Genomic DNA, 23197 nt, shown 5'->3' with positions numbered 1-23197 from the left:
TTATTTTAAAGAAAAGGTGTACAGGTTTCCACCTTCACCATGAGCTTTTTCATCGGAAATCAGTAAGGTGTCATCATTAAGAAAACAAACGGATTCTAATTGAGAGCGTGCTCCTAAATCAATTTCTTGCATGTTACCCTTGGTGAAATTATCCCAAGTAAAATCTGTAAAAACAAAGAGTTTTCCATAGCTAAGGGCTACAATTTTATCTCCTCTTGGAGAGATATCTATGGAAGTAATTTGACATATTTTCCAATCTGTACAAGGTATAAAGGAACCAACTAGTGTAGCTTCGTATTTTCCTTTCGTATCTGGTACAGAGTAAATATGAGCTTCGCCCGTAAATGACTTTGATCTATTCTTAGTTACAATATAAATTTTGTTGCCATGGTGAAATATGGCTTCAGAATCATAGAAAAAAGCATCTTTCTTTGGAGGGAATTTCTTTTGGTCAGGGTAATAAAGCTCAATCTTTTCTGCGTCTATTTTGTCTCCGGGTTCAATAGTTGGGTTTGGTAGTTTCAGAATCATCAAATTCTTACGGTCGTTATCATTATTACCAATATCAGCTATATAAAGATTGCCAGATACGTCTGTTGCAAGGTCTTCCCAGTCATGGTTTTTTCCGTTTTTAACCTCTAAGCTTTTAAGAATATCTCCCTTGAGGTTAACTTGGTAAATTTCATCTTTATTGCCGCTATCTTCAATGAACCACACCGTTGAATCTCCATAGCTAGCAATACCGGAATTCTCATTTAAACTGCCGGGAAGGTCTGCAATTACCTTCAGTTGACCGTGGTTGGAACAAGAGTTAAGTGTAGAAATGATTAATATGATGGTAAGGGTTATTTTACTCATCTTGATCTGTTAAGGGCATGAATACTTCTGCTTTCCAACGTAATGCGTCTCCACCCATATTTGGGTTGTTAAAAAAGAACTCTATTGGTTCTTTAACGATGCCTATATTGTTCTGGTTAGCATAATCTAATAGTGTGTACCACGCTCTATCAGAAGTTATATAATTACCATTATAAATAGCCTTTAAGGATTTTCTACCTGTAAATTGTTTGTAAACTAAATGCTTTATGGTTGGTAATGAATCGGTTTTAATTATAGGATAGCAAAAGTTAAAGGAGATGCTATCATTTTGCATATTCCAATTTGTAGTTTCAATAAAAGGAACACCATTCAATTGAATACCATTACTGACAATTACAGAATTTAAAAATGGATAACTTTCCATCATACCAAGTGCTTTTTTACTTTGAACGGTGTTATGTTCTACACAAGCACAATAGGTAGATGGCAATTGGTCTTCTCCAACAAACGTAACTTTAAATTCTTTTCTATGGGTGTTTAATTTTTCTATAAAATCGGTAACGGTTTTTCTAGCTTGCTTTTCAAAGTTAGTGTCTGTAAAAGGAATGGTGAGTTTATTTGCAAAACTGTGGTTTAGGTCTTTTACATCTATCACTAATTGAGATGTTGAATCGGTGATGGGGGCAATGTTCCACTTGTACATATGTGTAGAATCGCCGGTGATGATTACTTGTTCTAGATGTGTAAGGTCCTCTATTTGGCGTATAGAAGCTTTTGGTAACGTTTTGTTCCACAATTTTAATGATTGGTTGACAATGCCAGTGTTAGATTTGGCAATGACTCTTATTTGATAATCTTGTGGTTTTATGAAAAAATACCATAAAATTGCAATAGATATAGCTGCTATAATGAGGGAACTGACTTTCTTCATAAAATCTAATTATATACTAAAATCTAATTGTTTTTCATCTTAATTTTAGTATTCAAAAGTGCACCAATTTTACGCCCTTGATCAACCCCAACTTCTATTGCAGATCTATAGTGAATACCACCATACATTCTACTAATAGCAGCTTCATCTGCAGCTTCACTAAAAGAATTGAATTTTCTAATAGGTAGACCGTATGGTGTTTCGGTGTCGTCTTCAAAGCTGAAGTCTTCTTCATAAATACTGGTCAAGGCGGTTGCTGCGGCACCGGATACTACACTGTGGCCACTAGTGTATTCTGGGAAAGGAGGTGTTTGTAAAATAGGTTTCCAGTTTTCATCAATGTGTTGGTTGATCAAGGTCTCTGGTCTAATTAAATTACTGCGATACTTTTCATCCCAACAACTAATGAATCCGTCAGCAATGGCCATGGAAACTTTGGTGTAGGCAAAAATAGTATCGTCAAAATTACTATTGATTTTTTTACTGGCAATTTTTGTAATTCCGATCCAATGCGCGCCTGGTGTAATTTTTTTAGTGGCGAACATAAGATGGCCTCTTGTTACAGAGACATACGGGTTGCAGTCCCAAAATTTAGCGATAGCTATTTCATCAGATTCGTCACCATTTTTAGTAATATCATTGCTGATGTTATAGACCTCTATTAGTTCTTTGTAAAAATCAGAGTCCTTTTCTAGTGAAAAGGCTGGTGGCGGAATTGGTTTAAATTGTGATGCGGAGTCAATAATAAATGGACGAATTTTACTCCAATGTGGTTCAATACCATCCATATAAGCTGGCGGTGTTGGCTGCCATCTGGCTTGGTCATCTGTATCTACCGTAAATTTAGGCATGGAGCGTGTTTGACTATAATTGTCTTTGTTCATCCATTCCTTTATGTGGTCGGCAACTTTTAATCCGTAGGTTTTAGAAGCTTCAAATTCTGGCTCGTTCATTTTTTTCCACTTTGTGAACAAGCTATCTTGTAAAACATCGAATTTATCCTCAGAGAAAATAAGCTGTTTGCTGATATTCATATGTGCGATCAAAGCCGATAATTGAGGGTTAATGCCAGAGATGGTATCCATTTCCGGAATAGGTTTCAAATCTGGAAGCTGACCTGCCAAGGTTTGATAATCAGGATTTGTTTGAGCTACTATTTCGTAAGCGGCAATATTTGGATAAGCAAAAATTCTACTCGCTACCGGTGGTGAGAAAATATCATGAATCATAATATCTATTACATGATCAATAACGTTATGTAACTGATCAGGTGATACCACTATGGGTTCTTCTTTTTTAGCGGTACAGTTCATTAAAAAAACACCTGCTATTAGAATTAAAATATACCTCTTCATTGTATTATGGTTTAAGAATTTTATATACTTCTGCTGCCTCGTTATTAAAGGTGAGTAAAAGATATTTGTTGTTGTTAAAGTTAATGATGTTCATGCCTCTAATTGATTTTCCTGTGAGGTCTAAGCCAAGTTTGTTCGCCAAGGTGAACTTGGTACTGTCTTCGATCAATACCCCGGGAAAAGAATCAAAACGACCATGGTATGGTTTAACACCAAAATAATTTCCTGTAGCTAAAACTTCTGTTTTATTATCCCCATTAAAATCAAATTCCAAGAACGCCATAATGGGCGCCAGCTGTAATTTATAATTAAAAGGCACATAAGTAAATTCGCCATCGTTGTTTTGTAAATAGCCAGAACTTAAAGTGTGAACTTCTAGAACCGCTGCGTTTGATAGCATATTCTCTCCTAAGATCTCTTCCATTGATTTCCCTGCGAAAGAACTATAAGTATTGAAGTTTTTACGAAGAGACACCAGTTGGCTAGATAATTCTTTTAAACCGTCTACGGGGTAATCTTTGCCATCTTTGTTAGTGCTGACAATAGTTTCTGTTGCCCCGTTTTTATCAAGATCACCATAGAACATTTTCATAGGGTGGTTTTCTGATGCATTAAATTTGGTATTCAATCCCCAGTTGCCTAAAAGGTAATCTTGGTCACCGTCACCGTCAATATCAAAATTGATAACGGATTGCCATAAACCATTTATTTTTTCATTTTCTAACGGATAGATTTCTATAAATGTGCCTTTGTTATTTTGAAAGAATCTAGGAGACATCCATTCTCCAACAAAAAGAAGGTCTTCCCAACCGTCATTGTTAAAATCGGTAACAATGGCGTCTGTTACCATGCCTAGTTTCTCAAACGGACTGGAGGCTACCTTAAAATTACCATTTGTATTATTTAAAAGATAGCTGTTTGGTGCATTTCCATAATCTGCACTTATAGATTGGTTGCTAACAATAACATCTAAATCATTATCATGGTCATAATCTAGTTTTAAAAGAACGGATGCATTCTCGAACATTTCTGGAAATTCTTTGTGAATGAAAGTGCTATCGTTCCTTACATAATAAGAATCGGTAAGTGGCTTCATTTCATTAAAGAAATCTGCACCACCTGTACCTAGTATGAGATCATTTTTACCATCCAAATTAAAATCGCCAATTATGGAAGCGATATCTTCCTTGATGCTATCTTTTTTAATCTCTAGGTAGTTTTTTAATTGAAAAGTAGTGTCGCCCTGAATGTATATTTGTGAAGGAATGAATTTGGCGCCACCAAAGAATATATCGTCTTTTCCATCGTCATTTAAATCCCCTATACTAACTGCAGGACCTCTATCTGACATTTGATATGGGATTAGTTTCTGACGTAAATAATCACTGTAGGCATCTTCAATATGCAAATAATTAATACCTAGGTTATCTGAGGTTTTTTCAAACAGAATATTTTTATGCTCTCTTAGAGCGTTATAATTATAAGGTTTGGTGTTTTTAGGACTGATATAAAGCATTTGGTTAGTTGCAATATTTTTCACCAATTGAGAGCTTTTGTCAGGCCATATAATTTTTAAGGAATCAATGTTTTTAAGTTCACCATATCCAAAATGGATAACAGGTTCAGAAGAAGCCTGAAATCCACGTACGGTATACATTTCTTTAAATTGTTGCATACCGTTGGCGTATGAGAATACTTTGGTGCCAATACCCAATTTGTTTTTTTCGTTATAGTTCAATTTTATTTTTAACCAATTGCGTTGACTGTTGGTAGTGTTTTCTTGAATTTCTGCTTTACTGTATAAATTGTTGGTAACCAGGTCTAAGTCACCATCATTATCTAAGTCACTATAGGCTGTAGCACCAGAAATAATAGTGTCTTGTGAAATCCAAGATCTGGATTCGTCCTTAAATTGAAGGTCTTTAGCCCCTTTAAAAATCATGTTTCCAATAAAACCAGAAGGCATCATTTTTAGTGCTTTTTGATCGACAAGGTTGGTGTTATTTATTTTAGACTTAATATTCTCATTAGATATATAGTTGATATAATCAAGGTCATCAGGTCGTTTAGGAATACCGTTACTTATATATAGATCCTGTTCTCCGTCTTGGTTGAAATCCCCAAAAAGGGCGCTCCAACTCCAATCTGTGGCTGCCACACCACTTTGTAATGCGGTTTCTAAAAACTTTCCATTAGGTTGGTTTATAAAGAGCATATTTCTAGTGTACTGATTGTGATAACCAAATGTCTTGGTCTTCATTTTTTGAATTTGAATGTCATCGTCACCTTCAGAAGATTTTAAGACAATTTCATCTTTGCCCAACATATCTAAGGAGATTAAGTCTGGCAAGCCATCATGGTTTATATCCGCAACATCACTACCCATAGAGAAACGAGTAGTATGACCAAAAGCTTCCTTTAAACTTTCCTTGAACGTTCCGTCGCCATTATTTAGGTAGTAATAATCATCCTCATGAAAATCATTACCAATATAAAGATCGGGGTAGCCATCTTGGTTAAAATCAGAAACAGCGATACCTAATCCATAACCATTTACACCACCATAAATACCAGCCTCTTCACTAACATCTATAAATTTTCCATTGTCATTACGTAGCAATTTGTCACCAGTTTCATAATTACGTTTAAGGCGAATTTGTGCATTGCCATAAGAATCTTGGGTATGTATGGCGTGGTTAAGTAGGTACATGTCTAAATCACCGTCAAGGTCATAATCTAAAAAAGCGGCAGAAGAACTATAGGATTCAAAATCCAATCCATATTCCGCGGCACTTTCTTTAAAGGTAGCATCTCCTTGATTTATAAAAAGTTCATTATAGCCATTGAAACCGTTAAGGCCAACAACAGCACATACATAAATATCTAAAAGTCCGTCACCATTAACATCACCCATAACAGCACCGGTATTCCATGAACTATTACCCTCAACACCTGCATTTTTAGTAATTTCTTCAAATTTAAGGTTCCCTTTATTGAGGTATAGTTTGTTCTTTACTTGATTGCCTGAAAAATAAATATCAGGTAAGCTATCGTTGTTAATATCGCCAATGGCAACACCACCACCGTTATAAAAATAGAGGTAGTCTAAGATGCTTAAATCTTTGGTTTCTGTGAGTGTATTTTCAAAAACAATACCGGTATCATCAGCAGAACGTTTTACAAATAACTCCCCAGAGTTTTGTTTGCAACTAAAAGCAAATACCAAAGCACATATATAAAGTATGCTATTTTTCATTTAGTTTATACAATTTTGGAGTATCATCGTTAATAGCGGCAATGATGAACTCATTTCCATTTTTATCCTTAATTATTTGTAATTGCTTTACCTCATTGCGAATGAAAAAACCACTGTCAGAATAATTTTGCCATTCAAAATTTAGATTACCATCACCCAAAAGTACATTTCCATAATTGGCATCTAACCTAGAGTATTGGGGTTTAAATTCAAAATTATTACCTGCCATGACAAGGTCTAGGTTACCGTCTTTATTGACGTCCAGGCATTGAATACCGCAAATGCAAGAGAATTGTACTTGTGGTGGTAGCAATTTAATTGTGTAATTGCCATTACCATCGTTAATGGCAATAATAGATTCAGAAATATTTGCTTGCTTTTGAATAGAGTTTTCAATAACATTTTTTGGAAATAGTTCTTGAATTGTCTTTGTTGCATATTCCGAAGCTTTTATGTTCTTCTTTTTTAATGCCAATATTTGTGTGGTTATTTCTTTTTTCTGATGCAAGGGGTAATCACCATTGTCATAATATTGTGTGGTAATTTGCTCAATGGTACCATTATTGTCAAAATCGTTCACCCACATTTTCATTGGTTTGCCCGGAGCAGGTTTGTAATGAAGATTGCTGCCCATGTTACCAAGAATTAAATCTTGGTCGCCATCATTGTCCAAATCATAACCTTCAACGGCACCCCACCAACCATTTAAACTGTCTAAGGAGCTTTTAGAATTACTAAGTCTTCTACCGGAGTTTTTATAAATTTTAGGGCTTCCCCAATCAGAAACGGTTACTAGGTCGTCTTTGCCATCACCATCCATATCTATCCACTTGGCATCGGTTACCATCCCTGCATCTTTGAGATCGTAAGCGGAACGTTCTGTAACATCTGTAAAAGAACCATCACCGTTGTTTAGTAGAAATAGGTGGTCAGGGTTAATTCCATAGGTGCCTACAACACTTCTAGAGCCTACAAAAACATCTACATCACCATCTCCATCAAAATCAGAGGGAGCAATTACGGCAACGTTCTTATTTACACTAGGTAGTTTGTTAGAGCTCAATGAGAAATTACCCTTACCGTCATTTATGTATAATCTAACTCCGTAAGAACTTTGCATTCCTATTTCATTGCCACCGGTACCTACCATAAGATCAAGGTCCCCATCTTGGTCAGCATCTAAAAAGGAAGCGGTAGTATCTTCCAATAGTGCTTCAGCCTCAAAAAACCTTATAATGGGTTTTGAAAGGGAACCATTGCCACTATGTAAGTATAAAGCGCCAGCTTGTTTTTTAGCGCCACCAATAAAAATATCATCGTTACCATCACCATTAACATCGCCAACGGCTAAGCCAGGTCCTTCTTCCGCCAAAGATTTGGCAATCAATCCTTCATTGTCAAAGTCCATATAGTTGTTTTCTTTATGGGCTAATAATGTATTGTTGTCTATTGATTTTAAAAGAGTAGGGGTTTCAGTCTTTTTAATTTTGAATATTTCGGTAGCTTCATCTTGAATAAATGTAAGCGTCTGGTTTGCTTTTACCTTATCTAGTTTAACAGTAGCGTCGTTTGGCCATATAATACGAATGGAATCTAAAATTTTGGTTGTACCTAAACCAATAGTCATAGGGTAATCTACCGAAGATTGAAAACCTCTAGATGGCATTAAAGTCTGGTCTATAATGTTATCTGGGTAATATAGGCGAGCAATAGTGCCAATACCAAACTTGTTCCCGTCAGTACCATTAAATTTTAGGGTGATGGAGTTATTTTTAGACTGTGATTCAGAATTGTTTCGGTATACGAAAGTCTCCATGTTCACATTGTTCACGATCAGATCTAAGTCACCATCATTATCTAGATCGCCGTATGCAGATCCATTAGAACGACTAGGGATTTCAAATCCCCATTCTTTATTGTATTTGCTAAAGGTAATATCACCATTGTTACGGTATGCGTAATTTGGTAGTGGTGTAACTGGCATTTTATTTATGATAGAATCTATAGATTCTTTTCTACCCGTTAAAGCCATTTTTTGAATGATTTCGTTGGCAAAGAAATCAACGAAATCCAAATCTGTAAGATCATGATTAATACCATTGGTAACGTAGATATCTTTTAGTCCGTCATTATCCATATCGAACAAAAGTCCGGACCAACTCCAATCAGTAGCCTCTACACCACTGTAATAGGCAATTTCAGAAAAAGAACCATTGCCGTTGTTAAGTTGCAGTGTGTTCTGTATATATTGTTGGTGAAAATCTTTACTCTGTTTAAGTTTAAAAATATTATAACCTTCAAATTCCATAACGGATTTTACACGTTGATCAGGTTCAGGGAGCATATCTGTAATGAAAATATCTGTAAGTCCGTCGTTATTGATGTCTGCCATATCTACACCCATGGCAGATAAACTTAAATGATTTGTCCATTTTTGAACTTCTTCTCTAAACGTTCCGTCTTGGTTGTTAATGTATAGGTAATCCCTTTCGTAAAAGTCATTAGAAACATAAATGTCTGGGTATAGATCATTATTAATATCTACAACCATAACACCAAGGCCAAAACCAATAAGACTACCATAAATACCTGCATCTTCACTGACATCTATAAATTTGCCATTATCGTTCCTCAAAAGCATATCGCCTACACCTCTAAAAATTTTAGGAACGCCTTCCCAATCTTGTGCTCTTACTTCGCGCTGTTCTGCATAACCAAGACTGCTTACGGGAATGTTGCTATTGTTTAAAATATAAGCATCCAAATCGCCGTCTTTGTCATAATCAAAGAAAGAGGCGTGTGTAGAAAACCCTGTTTCTGCCAAATTAAATTCATGAGCTTTTTCTGTAAAAGTACCATCACCATTATTAATATACAGGTCGTTGTCATGGTTGTTACCTTTCATATTACCGGCATTACTGACATAGATATCAAGAAAACCATCATTATTGATGTCTGCCATCACAACACCTGTAGACCACGGTTTATTACCTTTAATTCCAGCAGTTTCAGAAATATCTTCAAATTTCAAATCACCTTTGTTCAAGAATAGTTTATTTGGCTCCATGTTTCCCGTCAGGAAAACATCTGATAATCCGTCGTTGTTAATATCACCAATAGCCACACCGCCTCCGTTATAAAAATTTCGGTATTTGAAGATGTTGAATTGTTTTGAGTTTGCTACTTTATTCACAAAAGAGATACCTGTTTCTTCAGAGGTTAATAAGGTGAACAATGTAGGTGTTTCCTTTTTATTTGAAGAGTGCGATTCTTCGTTAGAGCCACAGGAATATAGTAGGGATAAAAATAAGCCGATACAGCTTAGTTTAAACAAATTGAAGTTCATTCTTGAGTATATTTGAAATAGTACTTTGAGTTCTTTTGTAAACTATTAGGGTTGAGTTGATAACCTATTCTTAAGGGCGTTCAAAATTAGTTTGCAATATAGCCAAATACCTACTATTTGCTAGGCTTTTTGCTCAAAAGTCAACGTTAAAATTTAAAGAAATCGTTGTAGGAACTGTAGAAAAATATGAATTATAAGATTTTGCTGCTTCTTTTTAGAAGTAATGAAAATAATCTAATATATTTATCATTGACTAAGTAACAAACAACTCAACAAATGATAGGGATTTTATCTTTTTTAGGCTTTACTATTTTAGTGGCCGTAGTTTCATATTTTGCGACAAGAACAACCAATGAGCAAACCTCTGATGGTTATTTTCTTGGTGGGCGTAGTTTAACGGCAGGGGTTATTGCTGGGTCGTTACTATTGACAAATTTGTCCACGGAGCAAATTGTAGGTTTAAATGGAAGTGCATATACAGATGGGTTGTCTGTAATGGCTTGGGAGACTTTAGCGGCCATTGCTATAGTGGTCACTGCTATCTTTCTGTTGCCAAGGTATTTAAAGGGTGGGTTGACTACCATACCCCAATTTTTGGCGAAACGATTTGATGTTACTACAAAAACCATTACTTCAGGGTTGTTTTTAACAGGCTATGTGGTAGTATTACTCCCTGTAATTCTTTATTCTGGGTCTGTTGCTATTAGCGGTATGTTTGATGTACCAACTTTATTAGGGGTTTCTGATAGTACGGCTTTGGTAATTTGCATTTGGGGTATTGGACTTATTGGTTCGGTATACGCTGTTTTTGGAGGATTGAAAGCAGTAGCGGTTTCAGATTCTATTAATGCAGTTGGATTGTTGATTGGTGGTTTGTTGATACCGGTTTTTGGATTAATGGCCATTGGAGATGGTAGTGTTTTTGAAGGTTTGGATATTTTGATTAGTTCAAATCCGGAACGATTTGATTCTACCGGTAATGCCGGACAAGAAGTTCCTTTTGCAACTATTTTTACGGGAATGATGTTGGTACAGTTATTTTATTGGGGAACTAACCAGCAGATTATACAAAGAGCTCTAGGTGCAAAAAACCTGGCAGAAGGTCAAAAAGGACTTTTGTTGGCTTCATTTTTAAAGATATTAGGACCATTGATTTTGGTCTTACCTGGTATGATTGCTTACCATTATTTTGATGGTGGATTAGATTCTAGTGATTTGGCGTATCCAGAATTGGTACGTGCAGTATTACCAAAACCATTGGTCGGTTTTTTTGCGGCTGTATTGTTCGGGGCAATCTTAAGTTCTTTCAATAGTGTTTTAAATAGCTCTGTAACCCTGTTCGGTATTGATATTTATAAACAACATATTAATCCTGATGCGCCAGAAACAACAGTGGTGAAATATGGTAAGATATTTGGAATTTGCTTAGCCTTAGCCGCAATGTTCATTGCGCCACTTATAGCCAATGCAGGTAGTTTGTTTAATTACCTACAAGAGATTAATGGAATTTATAGCATTCCTATATTTACTATAATCGTAGTGGGTTATTTAACAAAAAGAGTGCCGGCAATTGCTGCGAAAGTGGGCATACTTTCAGGTTCTGCATTGTATATTATAAGTCAGTTTTGGTTAAAGAATAAGTTTGTTGATGCTGCTTTGGCAGATGCAAATGCTAAGGGGATTACCGATCCTGTACAGTTGAAATTAATAGAAGCGGAAGCATACCCTCATTTCTTACATATTATGGCAATATTATTTGTAACCAATATTGTCATCATGTTGGTTATTGGAGCTATTAGACCAAGAAAAGAACCTTTTGTTTTGGAGTATACGGATCAAGTGTCTATTACGCCATATAAATATGTTAACCAGGCAGGTTTAATAATTTGTTGTATTGTAATCGGTATCTATGTGTATTTTGCCAAATAAATAAAAAATATATTTAAAATCTTTTGAGCCGGGTCAATTATTTGATGCGGCTTTTTTTTTGACTTTAATTTGCTCTAGGTAGTGGGGTGTACTAGGTTTACTATTTAAGATTATGACGCGGTCTTGGATGTATTTATTAGGGTAATAAAGAAAGAAGATTCCTTTGTATTTAGTGCAAATATCATCAAGGTAATCTTAAGATACATTGGTTTGGGTGAGCAAGGTTATAGGTTATATTATTATAAAGTCAAATCAAATAGATTTAGGAAGTCACATCCTAAATTTTAGCTACAGGGTACCCTTTGTGGCACAAGGTGCGGGTAGCTGTAAAAACCTATCTGAACGTGTCATCTAATTTGTACGAGAAAAAAGTATTGGAATTTAATTTAGTATGGCTATATGTACCAATATTAGCACGTTTAAACTTCGGAAAAAGGTATGGTTTTGAAATTATAGGAACCACATCTTAAGGATTTATTTACCTAGAATTAGGTTATGTAGATACGTGTATGATGTATAAAAATTTGTAATAGTATTCATATTATTACAAAGAAAAAAGGCCCCCAATAAAACATTGGAGGCCTTTCAACTTAAACTTAAACTTATTTCTACTTAGTACCCTGGATTCTGTACCAAGTTAGGATTTGTAATCAATTGAGCGGCAGGTATAGGAAATAAGTGTTTTGTTTCATTACCTACTGAAGTAGACTCCTTAAATACCCAGTCTCTTGTGTATTGTCCAAAACGTATCAAATCATTTCTTCTCCAACCTTCTGCATAAAGTTCTCTACCTCTTTCTGCTAAAAGGTCAGCTTCTGTAACAGCAGCTAATGCAGTTGCGCCTCTTAAGGTTCTCAATTCATTTACCATTGATGTAATATCGCTACCGTTTCTCATCATTGCTTCTGCTTTCATCAAATAGGCATCGGCATATCTAAACAATACTTGATGAGGCACAAAATCACCGTATCTTGGATGGTATTTTAAAACTCTAATCCCAGTAGTTTCACTATTGTTTTGTAGATTCAATTGTCCTGAAGCATCGGTGAAATCCCTTTTAAAGTCTAATGGGGCACCGTTTCTGTCATTCAATGCTGTACCGTCTACAGCATATTGTTGGCCAATTAGAAAACCGAAACCAACATTGGTTTTATCGGCAAAGCCATCATTATTGGCATCGGTAGTACCTTCAGCACCAGCATCCAACGCTTTTAATGGCACAGCTCCTCTACGCTCCTCTTGGCCTGATCCTGGCGTATTTAAGTTTTCATCACCTTCAAAAAGGTCATAAAATTCAGCAAGTGTACTAAATCCGTTCCAGCCACCGCCTTCACCAACTTCGTTAGCTAAATTGTAGTGTAATGTATTCCAGATTCTTGACCCATTAGAGGCAGGTGTTGAGAAGATAGTCTCATTGTTTGCTTGATTTCTGAAAAGATCAAAATAGCCTTCCTGTAGTGCATACCCTTCATCTGTAATAGCGTCTACCAAAGATATTACTTGGTCCATATCAGCTGTAGCCGCAGAGCCAGAGTTAGTATAGATGTGCTTATTAAGTAAAACTTTTGCAAGCATAAATCGAGCCACTGCTTTATTTGCTCTTTCTGTATCTGCACCAGGGCTAACTGAAGGTAAATCTGAAATTGCAGCGTTTAAATCTGCAATTATATTTTCCATAGCAGTTTGAGAATCTAAAACTTCTGGTAATACTGAAGGAGGTAAACTTAAATCTCTAACAGGTACAATTCCCCAAAAATCTAGAATATACCACTGCGCATAAGCTCTAATAAATTTTGCTTCGGCAATTTGTTGTACAGACGCTGAACTTTTAGGGTCTATAATTTCAGTAGCTAACAGTTGTAGGGTGTTCCAGTTATTCCATGTGTTATTGATAAACTGGTGTTCAAATGTCCATGAATGTTGGTGTAATACCCTCCATAAACCGTTGTCGCCCCAGTCCGTTCCTCTTGTAGGGATTATAAATTCATCTGTAGTTACCTCGCTAAGGGCGTATTGGTTTTCTTGTGTATCCCAATAACTACGTATTCTGTTGTATGCCTCGTCTAATGCCGATTCCGTATTTTCCACTCCGTTAAAAGTGGTTCCGTCTGCATTGGTAGGTGTAATTATTGAATCTGTTTCTGAAACCTCAAGGTTTGTACATGAGGCTATTACTAGTGCAGATGCAGCTAATAAAAATTTATATTTATTTTTTCTCATAATTTTTTTTTAAAATGAAGCATTAATACCAAGAGTGAAAGTTCTTGCTCTAGGAAAAGCACCATAATCAATACCGGCAGATGGTATTCCTGAGCCTAAATCTCCTGTGTTCGTTGAAACTTCAGGATCAAGACCTGAATAACCTGTTATTAAAAACAAATTCTGGCCAGTTAATGAAAATCTTAATGAATTTAGAACGCCTTCACCGCTTAACGGTACATTATAGCCAACAGAAGCATTCTGTAATCTAACGAAATCTCCTTTTTCTAAATATCTTGTTGAAACTGCGGCTCCAGTACCAACTGCCTCTCCACTTGTGATAACATCTGTTGTTACGTTACGTGAACCGGTAATTGCACCAGAAGTGAAATAAGCATTTGCTGTGTTGTTGTATACCGAAAATCCAAATTGTCCTGAAAGGAATGTAGATAGATCCCAGTTCTTCACAGAAAGGTTTAAGGAAAGCCCAGAAGTAATGTCCGGTAAAGCATCTTCGCCTACAAATTTCTTATCTAAACTTGTGTCTACTGAACCATTACCATCAACATCTTCATATGTTGGCTGCCCGTCTGCATCAAGACCAGTATACACTGCCATGTAATATGAGAATAATGATTGTCCTCCTGATAATCTTTGTGCAAAAGCATTTGACAAACCTTGACCTCTAATTTGGCCTGTATCGATAAAGCCAGCAAAATCTTTAACTTCATTACTATTATATGCAATGTTGAATGAACTAGAGAATGTTACGTCTTCAGTTTGTATCCAATCATAATTAATGGCAAATTCTATACCTTGGTTTATTACCGTACCATCACTTAAATTACGGAAAAAGAAAGGATCGGTAGAAGGTGAAGGCGCTGCCGTTCTAATTAACAAGTCATTAGTCGCTTTTCTATACACGTCAACACTACCACTTAAACGATCAGCATTAAAACCAAAATCAATACCTAAGTTATAATCAACGGTTTCTTCCCATTTTAGTAAAGGGTTAGCTGTTGCAACTGGTGTTGTACCTGCCAAGTTTAAGTCGCCACCGTCTGAAATTGATGGGTCTCCAAATCTTGTTCTTCTCAAGAATTGCGCATGTCCTAATCCTTCTTGGTTACCGGTTATACCAGCACCTAGTCTCAACTTAAGGGTAGAGAAAGCATCACCTATAAAATCTTCTTCGGCAATTTTCCATGCAAAAGCTCCAGAAGGGAAGTATCCGTACTGATTTTCTGGTCCAAATCTAGACGAACCATCTGCTCTTAATGTTCCTGTAAATAGATATTTGTTTTGAAAGCTAAGTTGAACTCTACCAAAATACGATTGTAGCTCGTCTGTAAAGTCATACTTGTTAGCAACCAAGGTACGTACAGATGTACCATCTGGGCGAGCAACAGTTTCTGTATTTGATGCCGGCAATATTCTATTTATGGTAAGATTGTTTGAACTACTATCATAACCATATTGTTGGTAAGAACCTGAAATATTGCTTTCAATGGCATTTACCGAATTTTCCATAGCTAAACCCATAGCATTTAAATCTGTAGTTGAAAATCCGTAGGCATCAACATTACGGCCAGATCTATTGAATTCTTGGTATGAGTATCCTACAAGAGCATCTATGTTCCAAGTGTCAAAATCTTTCTTGTAGTTCACTGTAGTTTCGAATAATTTGTTTACGGTTTCTAACGTGTAATAAGCACCAACACCATTACCTTGTGCTCCTCTACCTAAGTTATCGGCATTTGAGGAAACAACCGCAGTATTTGCTGCATCAGATTTATCATAACCCAAATTAACCTTTCCGCTAAATTCACTGGTGAATTTGTATTCTGCAGAACCGTTTAATAGCACTCTATCCGTATGGCTTTCATTCTGGGTAAAGGCTAACATATTAGCAGGGTTAATGTTTCCTGATAAATTAAATTCAGAACTAGTAGGCCATGTAGGATTTGCAAAATAAGCAGCTCCTAAAATATCTCCTCTTGAGCCTGCTTGTCCACCAATAGGAGGAGAAGCATCATTGACTCTAGATATTGTTGTTTGTAACCCTAATAACAGCTTATCATCTAAAAATCGTTGATTCCAGTTAAGTCTTCCTGTTATTCTTTCAAGTTCAGACTTTTCAATAATACCAAATTGCTTTCCATAGCCAAATGTAGCTCTAACGTTACCAGAGCCATAGTTGTTCGAGTAAGATAGGTTTTGATTCTGAGAAGCAGTTGTACGAGTTATAAAATCTTGCCAATCGGTGTCGTTGCCAAAATCTGCCGTTGCAGGATCATTCCCGTATTGTGCTACCGCGCTTAAATACTGTTCTCTATTTAATAGATCATATTCGTCTGCTGGTGAAGATATGCTCAATGTTGAGCTAAAATCAAATGTACCGCCTTGACTTCCTTTACCGCTTTTAGTCGTAATTATTACAACCCCATTTGCACCACGAGAACCGTAGATAGCCGTTGCCGATGCATCTTTAAGAATACTCATACTCTCAATATCAGATGGGTTCAAGAAGTTTAACGGGTTCTTTGTTGCCGTAGAACCGAAACCAACATTTGCGCCACCTGCAGAAGAACTTTCACCTCCTAAAGGAACACCATCAACTACGAATAACGGAGTATTGTTTGATCGAACAGAGCTAGAACCTCTAATTCTTATATTCACCCCTGCACCCGGTTCACCGCTGGTCTGGGCTATATTAACACCGGCAGTCTTACCTTGAATCAATTGTTCAGGAGAAGAAATAACACCACTGTTAAATTCTTCTGAAGTAACTGCAGATACAGAGCCAGTAGCATCTTTGATTGTGGTAGTACCATAACCAATTATGACTACTTCTTCCAGTGCCTGTGCATCTTCTTCTAAGGTAAAATTAATTGAAGTTCTACCGTTTACCGCTACCTCTTGGGTTTTGTAGCCAATGTAACTTACTATAAGTACGGCTCCTTCTTCCGTTGATAATATATAATTACCATCGAAATCGGTTTGGGTACCGTTCGTTGTCCCTTTTTCAAGAACGCTAGCTCCTGGTAAAGGTCCACTTGCATCTGAAACCGTTCCAGATACTTCTTGTGCCTGTATGGCCCCAAAGCACAAAAATGCTCCTAGAACAAACAAACTTTTTAGGAATGTAATCTTCATAAATTGTTAATTTAAGTTGAGTTAATTTAATTTCAATTGTTAAAAATATGTAAAAAGGCGTGTCGAAGGTCGTTTAAGCAATGTTAAAAAGTTACGAAAACGGTTTCGTGTTAATAACTTTTAATTTTGAGAGTATACTGAATGATACAGGGTGATTTTATTATATTCTCAATTAAGTACAGGATTAAATATGAATATATAATAATATAGCAAATATATAAAAAATACTTTTTTCTATATATTTACCAATTACCGGTCTTTACGGAACTTTAACTTTTTGAATAATTTAAGTTCATATCTTAAAACTTAAAACCTCTTTATTGAAATCTAAAATAACATTAAAAGATATTGCTAAAGAACTAGATGTATCTATTTCTACGGTCTCAAAAGCCTTAAAAAATAGTAAGGAAATTAGTAAGGAAACTAAAGATAGAATAAAAGCATTTGCCAAATTCTATAACTACCGTCCTAATAATATAGCACTTAGTCTTAAGAACAGGAGAACCAAAAATATTGGCGTAGTAATACCTGATATTGTACACCATTTTTTTACCACCGTGTTTAGGGGTATAGAGAAGTATGCCAATAGTATGGGATACAATGTTATTATTTGTATTTCTGATGAGTCTTTTGATAAAGAGGTTATTAATATGGAAATGTTGGCTAACGGTAGTATAGACGGGTTTATACTTTCCTTAAGTGCTGAAACACAAAAAAAGAATGACTTTACCCATTTGAAAGAATTGTTAGATCAGGGTATACCTATTGTCCTTTTTGATCGTATAACCCAGGAAATAGCTTGTGATAAAGTAATACTGAATGATTTTGAAATAGCAAGTGAAGCGGTAAGTCACTTTGTACTATCTGGAGCTAAAAAAATAGCGTTAATAACCACAGAAAGGTATTTCAATGTTAGTGAGAATAGAAAAAATGGTTATTTAGAAGGGTTGAAATTAAATAACTTAAAGGCAGATGATAATTTAATATTGACATTGCCCCATAATAAAGACAATACGGATCTTATTACCAAATTTTTTCAAAATAATGAGGTTGAAGCGGTATTGTGTGTTAATGAAATTTTTGCCGTTCAATGTATGGGTATAATTCAGCATTTAGGGTATACTGTTCCAGATGATATATCTATAATTGGTTTTACAGATGGCATACTCTCGCAAAATTCTTCGCCTAAATTAAGTACGGTAGCCCAACATGGTGAAAAAATGGGAGAAAAAGCTGCAAAATTGTTAATAGATAGAATAGAATCTGCAGAAATGGAAGAAGAACCTTTTAGAACCGAGGTTATCAATGCTACTTTAATAAAACGCGGTTCTACAATTAATTAATAGGAGTAAGAAAATGAATAAAGTAGGATTTATATTTGATTTGGACGGTGTCATCGTCGATACCGCAAAATACCATTATTTAGCATGGCGTAAACTAGCCAACGAATTAGGTTTTGAATTTACAAAAGAACAAAATGAACTTTTTAAAGGAGTAAGTAGAAAAAGGTGCTTGGAAATTCTTTTAGATATAGGCAATGTAAAAGCGACCCAAGAGCAGTTTAATACTTGGATGGTAGAGAAAAACGTAGATTACCTTGCTTACATTGAAAAGATGGATGCCAGTGAAATTCTGCCAGATGTTCCACGAGTGCTAGAGTATTTAAGGAAAAAGAATATGCCTATTGCATTGGGGTCTGCAAGTAAAAATGCAAAACCTATTTTAAAGAAAGTTGACTTATTACCATATTTTGATAGTATTGTGGATGGTAATAATGTTACAAAAGCAAAGCCGGATCCAGAGGTGTTTTTAATTGCAGCTGAAAATTTAGGTGTTACGCCAATTTCATGTGTGGTTTTTGAAGATGCGGTTGCGGGTATACAAGCAGCCAATGCCGCAGGTATGGTAAGTATTGGTATTGGTGATGCCGAGATACTATATGAGGCCGATTATAATTTCAAGGATTTTACAGAAATAGACGATAGTTTTTTAGAATTATTACTTAATAAAAATCATAAAAAATAAATAAGGATACCTATTTATTCTTATTCTATTTTTGATTTCAACTCAATATTAAATTAATGAATCAAGATTATATAAAACCAGATAACTGGTCCATTATTGAAGAAGGCTTTGACAGTGAAAACATGAAATCTTCTGAAAGTATTTTTAGTATTGGTAACGGTGCCATGGGGCAAAGAGCCAATTTTGAGGAAACCTATACAGGAGAGACTTTTCAAGGTAGTTATATTGCGGGTGTTTACTATCCGGATAAAACCCGTGTGGGTTGGTGGAAAAATGGATATCCAGAGTATTTCGCAAAGGTGTTGAACGCTCCAAATTGGATTGGAATCAAGATTTATTTAAATGAAGAAGAATTCGATTTAGCTACGTGTAAAAAAGTATCCAAATTTAGAAGGGAGTTGAATATGCAAGAGGGTATTTATACCCGTAGCTTTCAAGCGGTATCGGCAAACAATGTTGAAATCGATGTAGTAGTAAAACGATTTTTAAGTTTAGATATTGATGCCGTAGGTGCCATTTCATATTCTGTAAAGGTTTTAAATTCAGATGCTTCTGTAGTATTTGAGCCTTATTTGGATAGTGGTATAACCAATGAGGATAGCAACTGGGATGATAAATTCTGGAACACCACAAAGGTTAATGCTGATGATAATCGTGCCTTTATAGAGGCGCATACCATGAAAACTGAATTTAAGACCTGTACGTTTATGCAGGCCTCTTTGGAGTATGATGGCCATGAAGTAACGGGTGTGCCTTTAGAAAAGACAGATAATTTTGTGTCTTTAAAATTTGAGCAAAACGTTAAAGCCAATACTTCTATTACCTTAACGAAGTTTGGTGGTTATGTAGTTTCAAGAAATCACCCAAATGAAGAATTGGTACAGGTTGCCAAAAATAGCTTAAGTGAAGTTAGTGCTATTGGTTTTGATGGATTAATGCAAAAACAAAAAGATGCTTGGGCTGCTATATGGGAAATGAGCGATATTGTTATTGAAGGCGATACAAAGGCGCAACAAGGTATTCGTTTTAATATTTTCCAATTAAACCAGACCTATTTAGGAACAGACTCTAGACTAAATATTGGTCCTAAAGGTTTTACCGGTGAAAAGTATGGTGGTAGTACCTATTGGGATACCGAAGCATATTGTATACCCTTTTACATGGCTACCAAGGATGATAAGGTAGCTAGAAAGTTGTTGAAATATCGATACAACCATTTGGAAAAGGCTATAGAAAACGCAAAGAAATTAGGATTTTCTAATGGTGCGGCATTGTACCCCATGGTAACCATGAATGGTGAAGAGTGCCATAACGAGTGGGAAATCACCTTTGAAGAGATTCATAGAAACGGAGCCATTGCTTTTGCAATTCACAATTACTTTAGGTACACAGGTGATTATAGCTACATACCAGAAATGGGGTTAGAGGTGCTTATTGGTATTTCTAGATTTTGGCATCAGCGTGTAAACTTATCCAAGGATAAGAACAAATATGTAATGCTTGGGGTTACGGGACCTAATGAATATGAGAATAATGTCAACAACAACTGGTATACCAACTATTTGGCGAAATGGTGTATTAATTATACGCTAACGCAATTAGATAAGGTTAAAAACGGATATCCAGATGATTATCATAGAATAATAGGTAAAACAAAACTTACGGATAGGGAGTGTGATAAATGGAAGAAAGTAGCCAATAAAATGTACTTTCCATATTCCAAAGAACATGGGGTGTTCTTACAGCAAGATGGCTTTTTAGATAAAGATTTGGTACGGGTAGATGAACTGCCAAAGTCAGAAAGACCAATTAACCAAAAATGGAGTTGGGATAGAATTTTAAGATCTCCGTATATAAAACAAGCTGATGTTCTGCAGGGCTTTTACTTTTTTGAAGAAGATTTCTCTACGGAAGATTTAGAAAAGCATTTCGATTTTTACGAACCTTTCACCGTTCATGAATCCTCATTGTCGCCATGCGTGCATAGTATTCAGGCGGCTAAATTGGGTAGAATGGAACAGGCTTATAATTTTTACTTAAGAACATCTAGATTAGATTTAGATGATTATAATAAAGAGGTAGAAGAAGGTTTGCATATTACATCTATGGCCGGTACTTGGATGAGTATTGTTGAAGGCTTTGGTGGCATGCGAGTTGTTAATGATAAATTATCGTTCAAGCCTCAAATACCAAATCAGTGGAAGGCATATTCATTTAAGGTCAATTTTAGAAATAGAATTATTAAAGTAAATGTCACTGCCAAGGAGACTACTTTTCATTTGAAAGGAACCGAAGAAGTGACCATTCGAGTAAATGGAAAGAAAGTAGCTTTATTACCAGATGAATTGACTACTGTGTAATAAGTCTTTAGTTTAGTACTTTAAAGTTTAAAATCTGATTGCCTCATGAATAGTAAGATTGTAATTTATCATGTTTTTACCAGGCTTTTTGGTAATACGAATACTAATAACAAGCCGTGGGGCACTATTGAGGAAAACGGAGTAGGTAAATTTGCCGATTTTAATAAAAAGGCACTCGCAGAAATTAAAGATTTGGGTATTACCCATATTTGGTTTACCGGTATTCCGCATCATGCGGTTATCAATGATTATACTGAAATTGGTATTTCTAATGATGATCCGGCAGTGGTTAAAGGTAGGGCGGGATCGCCATATGCGGTTAAGGATTATTACAATGTTAACCCAGATTTGGCTAAAGACCCTTCAAAAAGGTTAAAGGAATTCAAATCGTTGATTGATCGCACGCATGAAGCGGGTATGAAGGTACTTATAGATATTGTACCTAATCATGTAGCTAGAAAGTATGAAGGTAAGACAAACCCAAAGGGTGTTTCTGATTTTGGGTATGGCGATGATACTTCAGTAGAATATCAAAAAGATAATAATTTTTATTACATCCCGGGAACGGAATTTCAAACTCCAATATGGCGACATGGTTATGTTCCGTTAGGTGGGGATGTTCCAGATTTTTCATATGCTGAATTAAAAGAGATTCCTGCAAAGTGGACCGGTAATGGTTCTCGTAGCCCGCAACCAGATATGAATGATTGGTATGAAACCGTTAGAATAAATTACGGGGTAAGACCAGATGGTAGGTTAGATTTTGATATGCTACCAAATGATTTTGGTGATAAAGATTACAAAGAGCATTTTAATTTTTGGAAAAAAAGAGTGGTGCCTAGTTCTTGGCGTAAATTCAGGGATATTGCCTTGTATTGGTTGGCAATGGGGGTTGACGGTTTTAGATATGATATGGCAGAAATGGTTCCTGTAGAGTTCTGGAGCTTTATGAATTCATCCATCAAAATGAAAAACCCCAATGCTTTTATCATGGCAGAAGTGTATAATCCAGATTTATATAGAACCTATATCCATAAAGGTAAAATGGATTATTTATATGATAAGGTAGATTTTTATGATGGTATAAAGCATATTATGAAAGGCTATGGTTGGTCTGATCATTTGCCGGTTGTCCAGAATAATTTAAAAGATATTGAGCATAACATGCTTCACTTTTTAGAGAATCATGATGAGCAGCGTATTGCCAGTCCGGAGTTTGTAGGCAATGCCGAGATTGGTAGGCCTGCAATGGTGGTTTCTGCTACGATCAGTACATCACCGACCATGATATATTTTGGGCAAGAAGTAGGTGAGCCTGCTGCAGAACATGCAGGATTTGGGAGTCCGTCAAGAACGTCCATTTTCGATTATATAGGTGTTCCCCATCACCAAAGATGGGTAAATGACAAAAAATTCGATGGCGGTCAATCTACCCAAGAAGAAGCATCTTTACGAGATTTCTATAAGCGATTGTTGAATTTCACCATTAGTAGTGAAGCTTTAATGGGGGCTTATAGGGAGATTCATTTTTATAATAAAGAAATTACTGAAAATTACAATCACCGGGTGTTGTCATACGTTCGCTGGTCCGAGCATCAAAAACTGATTATAGTTTCAAATTTTGATGTCAACGACCACTTTTCATTCGATTTAAAAATACCGGTAGATTTAGTGAATTTGTGGAAATTAAAAGATGGTAGTTATTTATTGAATGATGCGCTATATGGTCATGATGCTACTTTGAGGGTAGTAAACGGAGAAGGTCATATTGCCATCACCTTAAATCCTTTAGAATCCTTTATTTTTGAATTAAATATATAG

The 23197-nt window shown here is 35.8% G+C and carries 12 protein-coding genes; 5 read left to right on the top strand and 7 right to left on the bottom strand.

The features are described 5' to 3' along the window. The 5 genes from BW936_RS00245 to BW936_RS00225 are packed head-to-tail and all read right to left on the bottom strand — an operon-like array spanning position 1 to position 9707. A complete protein-coding gene (locus tag BW936_RS00245; protein ID WP_076546327.1) occupies positions 1 to 858 on the bottom strand; it encodes a hypothetical protein in 858 nt (285 codons plus the stop codon). Beyond that, positions 851 to 1750 (bottom strand): GyrI-like domain-containing protein, encoded by a 900-nt coding sequence (locus BW936_RS00240; RefSeq protein ID WP_076546326.1) that lies wholly within the window; start codon positions 1748 to 1750, stop codon positions 851 to 853. The genes BW936_RS00245 and BW936_RS00240 overlap by 8 nt, the downstream gene beginning before the upstream one ends. Positions 1751 to 1773: 23 nt before the next feature. Beyond that, complete coding sequence (locus BW936_RS00235; protein ID WP_076546325.1) at positions 1774 to 3105, bottom strand: vanadium-dependent haloperoxidase; 1332 nt, start codon at positions 3103 to 3105, stop codon at positions 1774 to 1776. Positions 3106 to 3109: 4 nt separating this feature from the next. Next, positions 3110 to 6361, bottom strand: a complete 3252-nt coding sequence (locus tag BW936_RS00230) for a VCBS repeat-containing protein (protein WP_076546324.1) — start codon at positions 6359 to 6361, stop codon at positions 3110 to 3112. Continuing rightward, positions 6351 to 9707, bottom strand: a complete 3357-nt coding sequence (locus BW936_RS00225) for a VCBS repeat-containing protein (RefSeq protein WP_076546323.1) — start codon at positions 9705 to 9707, stop codon at positions 6351 to 6353. The genes BW936_RS00230 and BW936_RS00225 overlap by 11 nt, the downstream gene beginning before the upstream one ends. 276 nt (positions 9708 to 9983) lie before the next feature. Between BW936_RS00225 and BW936_RS00220 the strand changes: the two genes are divergently transcribed. Then, on the top strand, positions 9984 to 11636 hold the full coding sequence (locus tag BW936_RS00220; protein WP_076546322.1) for a solute:sodium symporter family transporter: 1653 nt from the start codon (positions 9984 to 9986) through the stop codon (positions 11634 to 11636). A 612-nt stretch (positions 11637 to 12248) separates the two neighbouring features. Here BW936_RS00220 and BW936_RS00215 read toward each other — a convergent pair. Both BW936_RS00215 and BW936_RS00210 read right to left on the bottom strand, forming a co-directional pair. Beyond that, the gene (locus BW936_RS00215; RefSeq protein ID WP_076546321.1) at positions 12249 to 13856 is read right to left on the bottom strand and encodes a RagB/SusD family nutrient uptake outer membrane protein; all 1608 of its coding nucleotides are present in this window, start codon (positions 13854 to 13856) and stop codon (positions 12249 to 12251) included. A gap of 9 nt (positions 13857 to 13865) precedes the next feature. Then, complete coding sequence (locus tag BW936_RS00210) at positions 13866 to 16991, bottom strand: SusC/RagA family TonB-linked outer membrane protein (protein WP_076546320.1); 3126 nt, start codon at positions 16989 to 16991, stop codon at positions 13866 to 13868. Positions 16992 to 17311: 320 nt separating this feature from the next. Here BW936_RS00210 and BW936_RS00205 point away from each other — a divergent pair, with 320 nt between their 5' ends. From BW936_RS00205 to BW936_RS00190, 4 genes are read left to right on the top strand one after another with little or no spacing between them, the layout of a single operon-like run. Beyond that, positions 17312 to 18334, top strand: a complete 1023-nt coding sequence (locus BW936_RS00205) for a LacI family DNA-binding transcriptional regulator (protein WP_076546319.1) — start codon at positions 17312 to 17314, stop codon at positions 18332 to 18334. Between the two features lie 13 nt (positions 18335 to 18347). Next, positions 18348 to 19016 carry a beta-phosphoglucomutase gene (gene pgmB, locus BW936_RS00200; RefSeq protein ID WP_076546318.1) on the top strand — a complete coding sequence of 223 codons (669 nt, stop codon included), beginning with the start codon at positions 18348 to 18350 and terminating at the stop codon, positions 19014 to 19016. A 56-nt stretch (positions 19017 to 19072) separates the two neighbouring features. Continuing rightward, the gene (locus BW936_RS00195; RefSeq protein WP_076546317.1) at positions 19073 to 21376 is read left to right on the top strand and encodes a glycoside hydrolase family 65 protein; all 2304 of its coding nucleotides are present in this window, start codon (positions 19073 to 19075) and stop codon (positions 21374 to 21376) included. A 45-nt stretch (positions 21377 to 21421) separates the two neighbouring features. Beyond that, a complete protein-coding gene (locus tag BW936_RS00190; RefSeq protein WP_076546316.1) occupies positions 21422 to 23197 on the top strand; it encodes an alpha-amylase family glycosyl hydrolase in 1776 nt (591 codons plus the stop codon).

Origin of the sequence: Maribacter ulvicola (assembly GCF_900155985.1) — a bacterium.
GTDB classification, from domain to species: domain Bacteria; phylum Bacteroidota; class Bacteroidia; order Flavobacteriales; family Flavobacteriaceae; genus Maribacter; species Maribacter ulvicola.
This window is presented reverse-complemented; position numbering and strand designations above follow the sequence as displayed.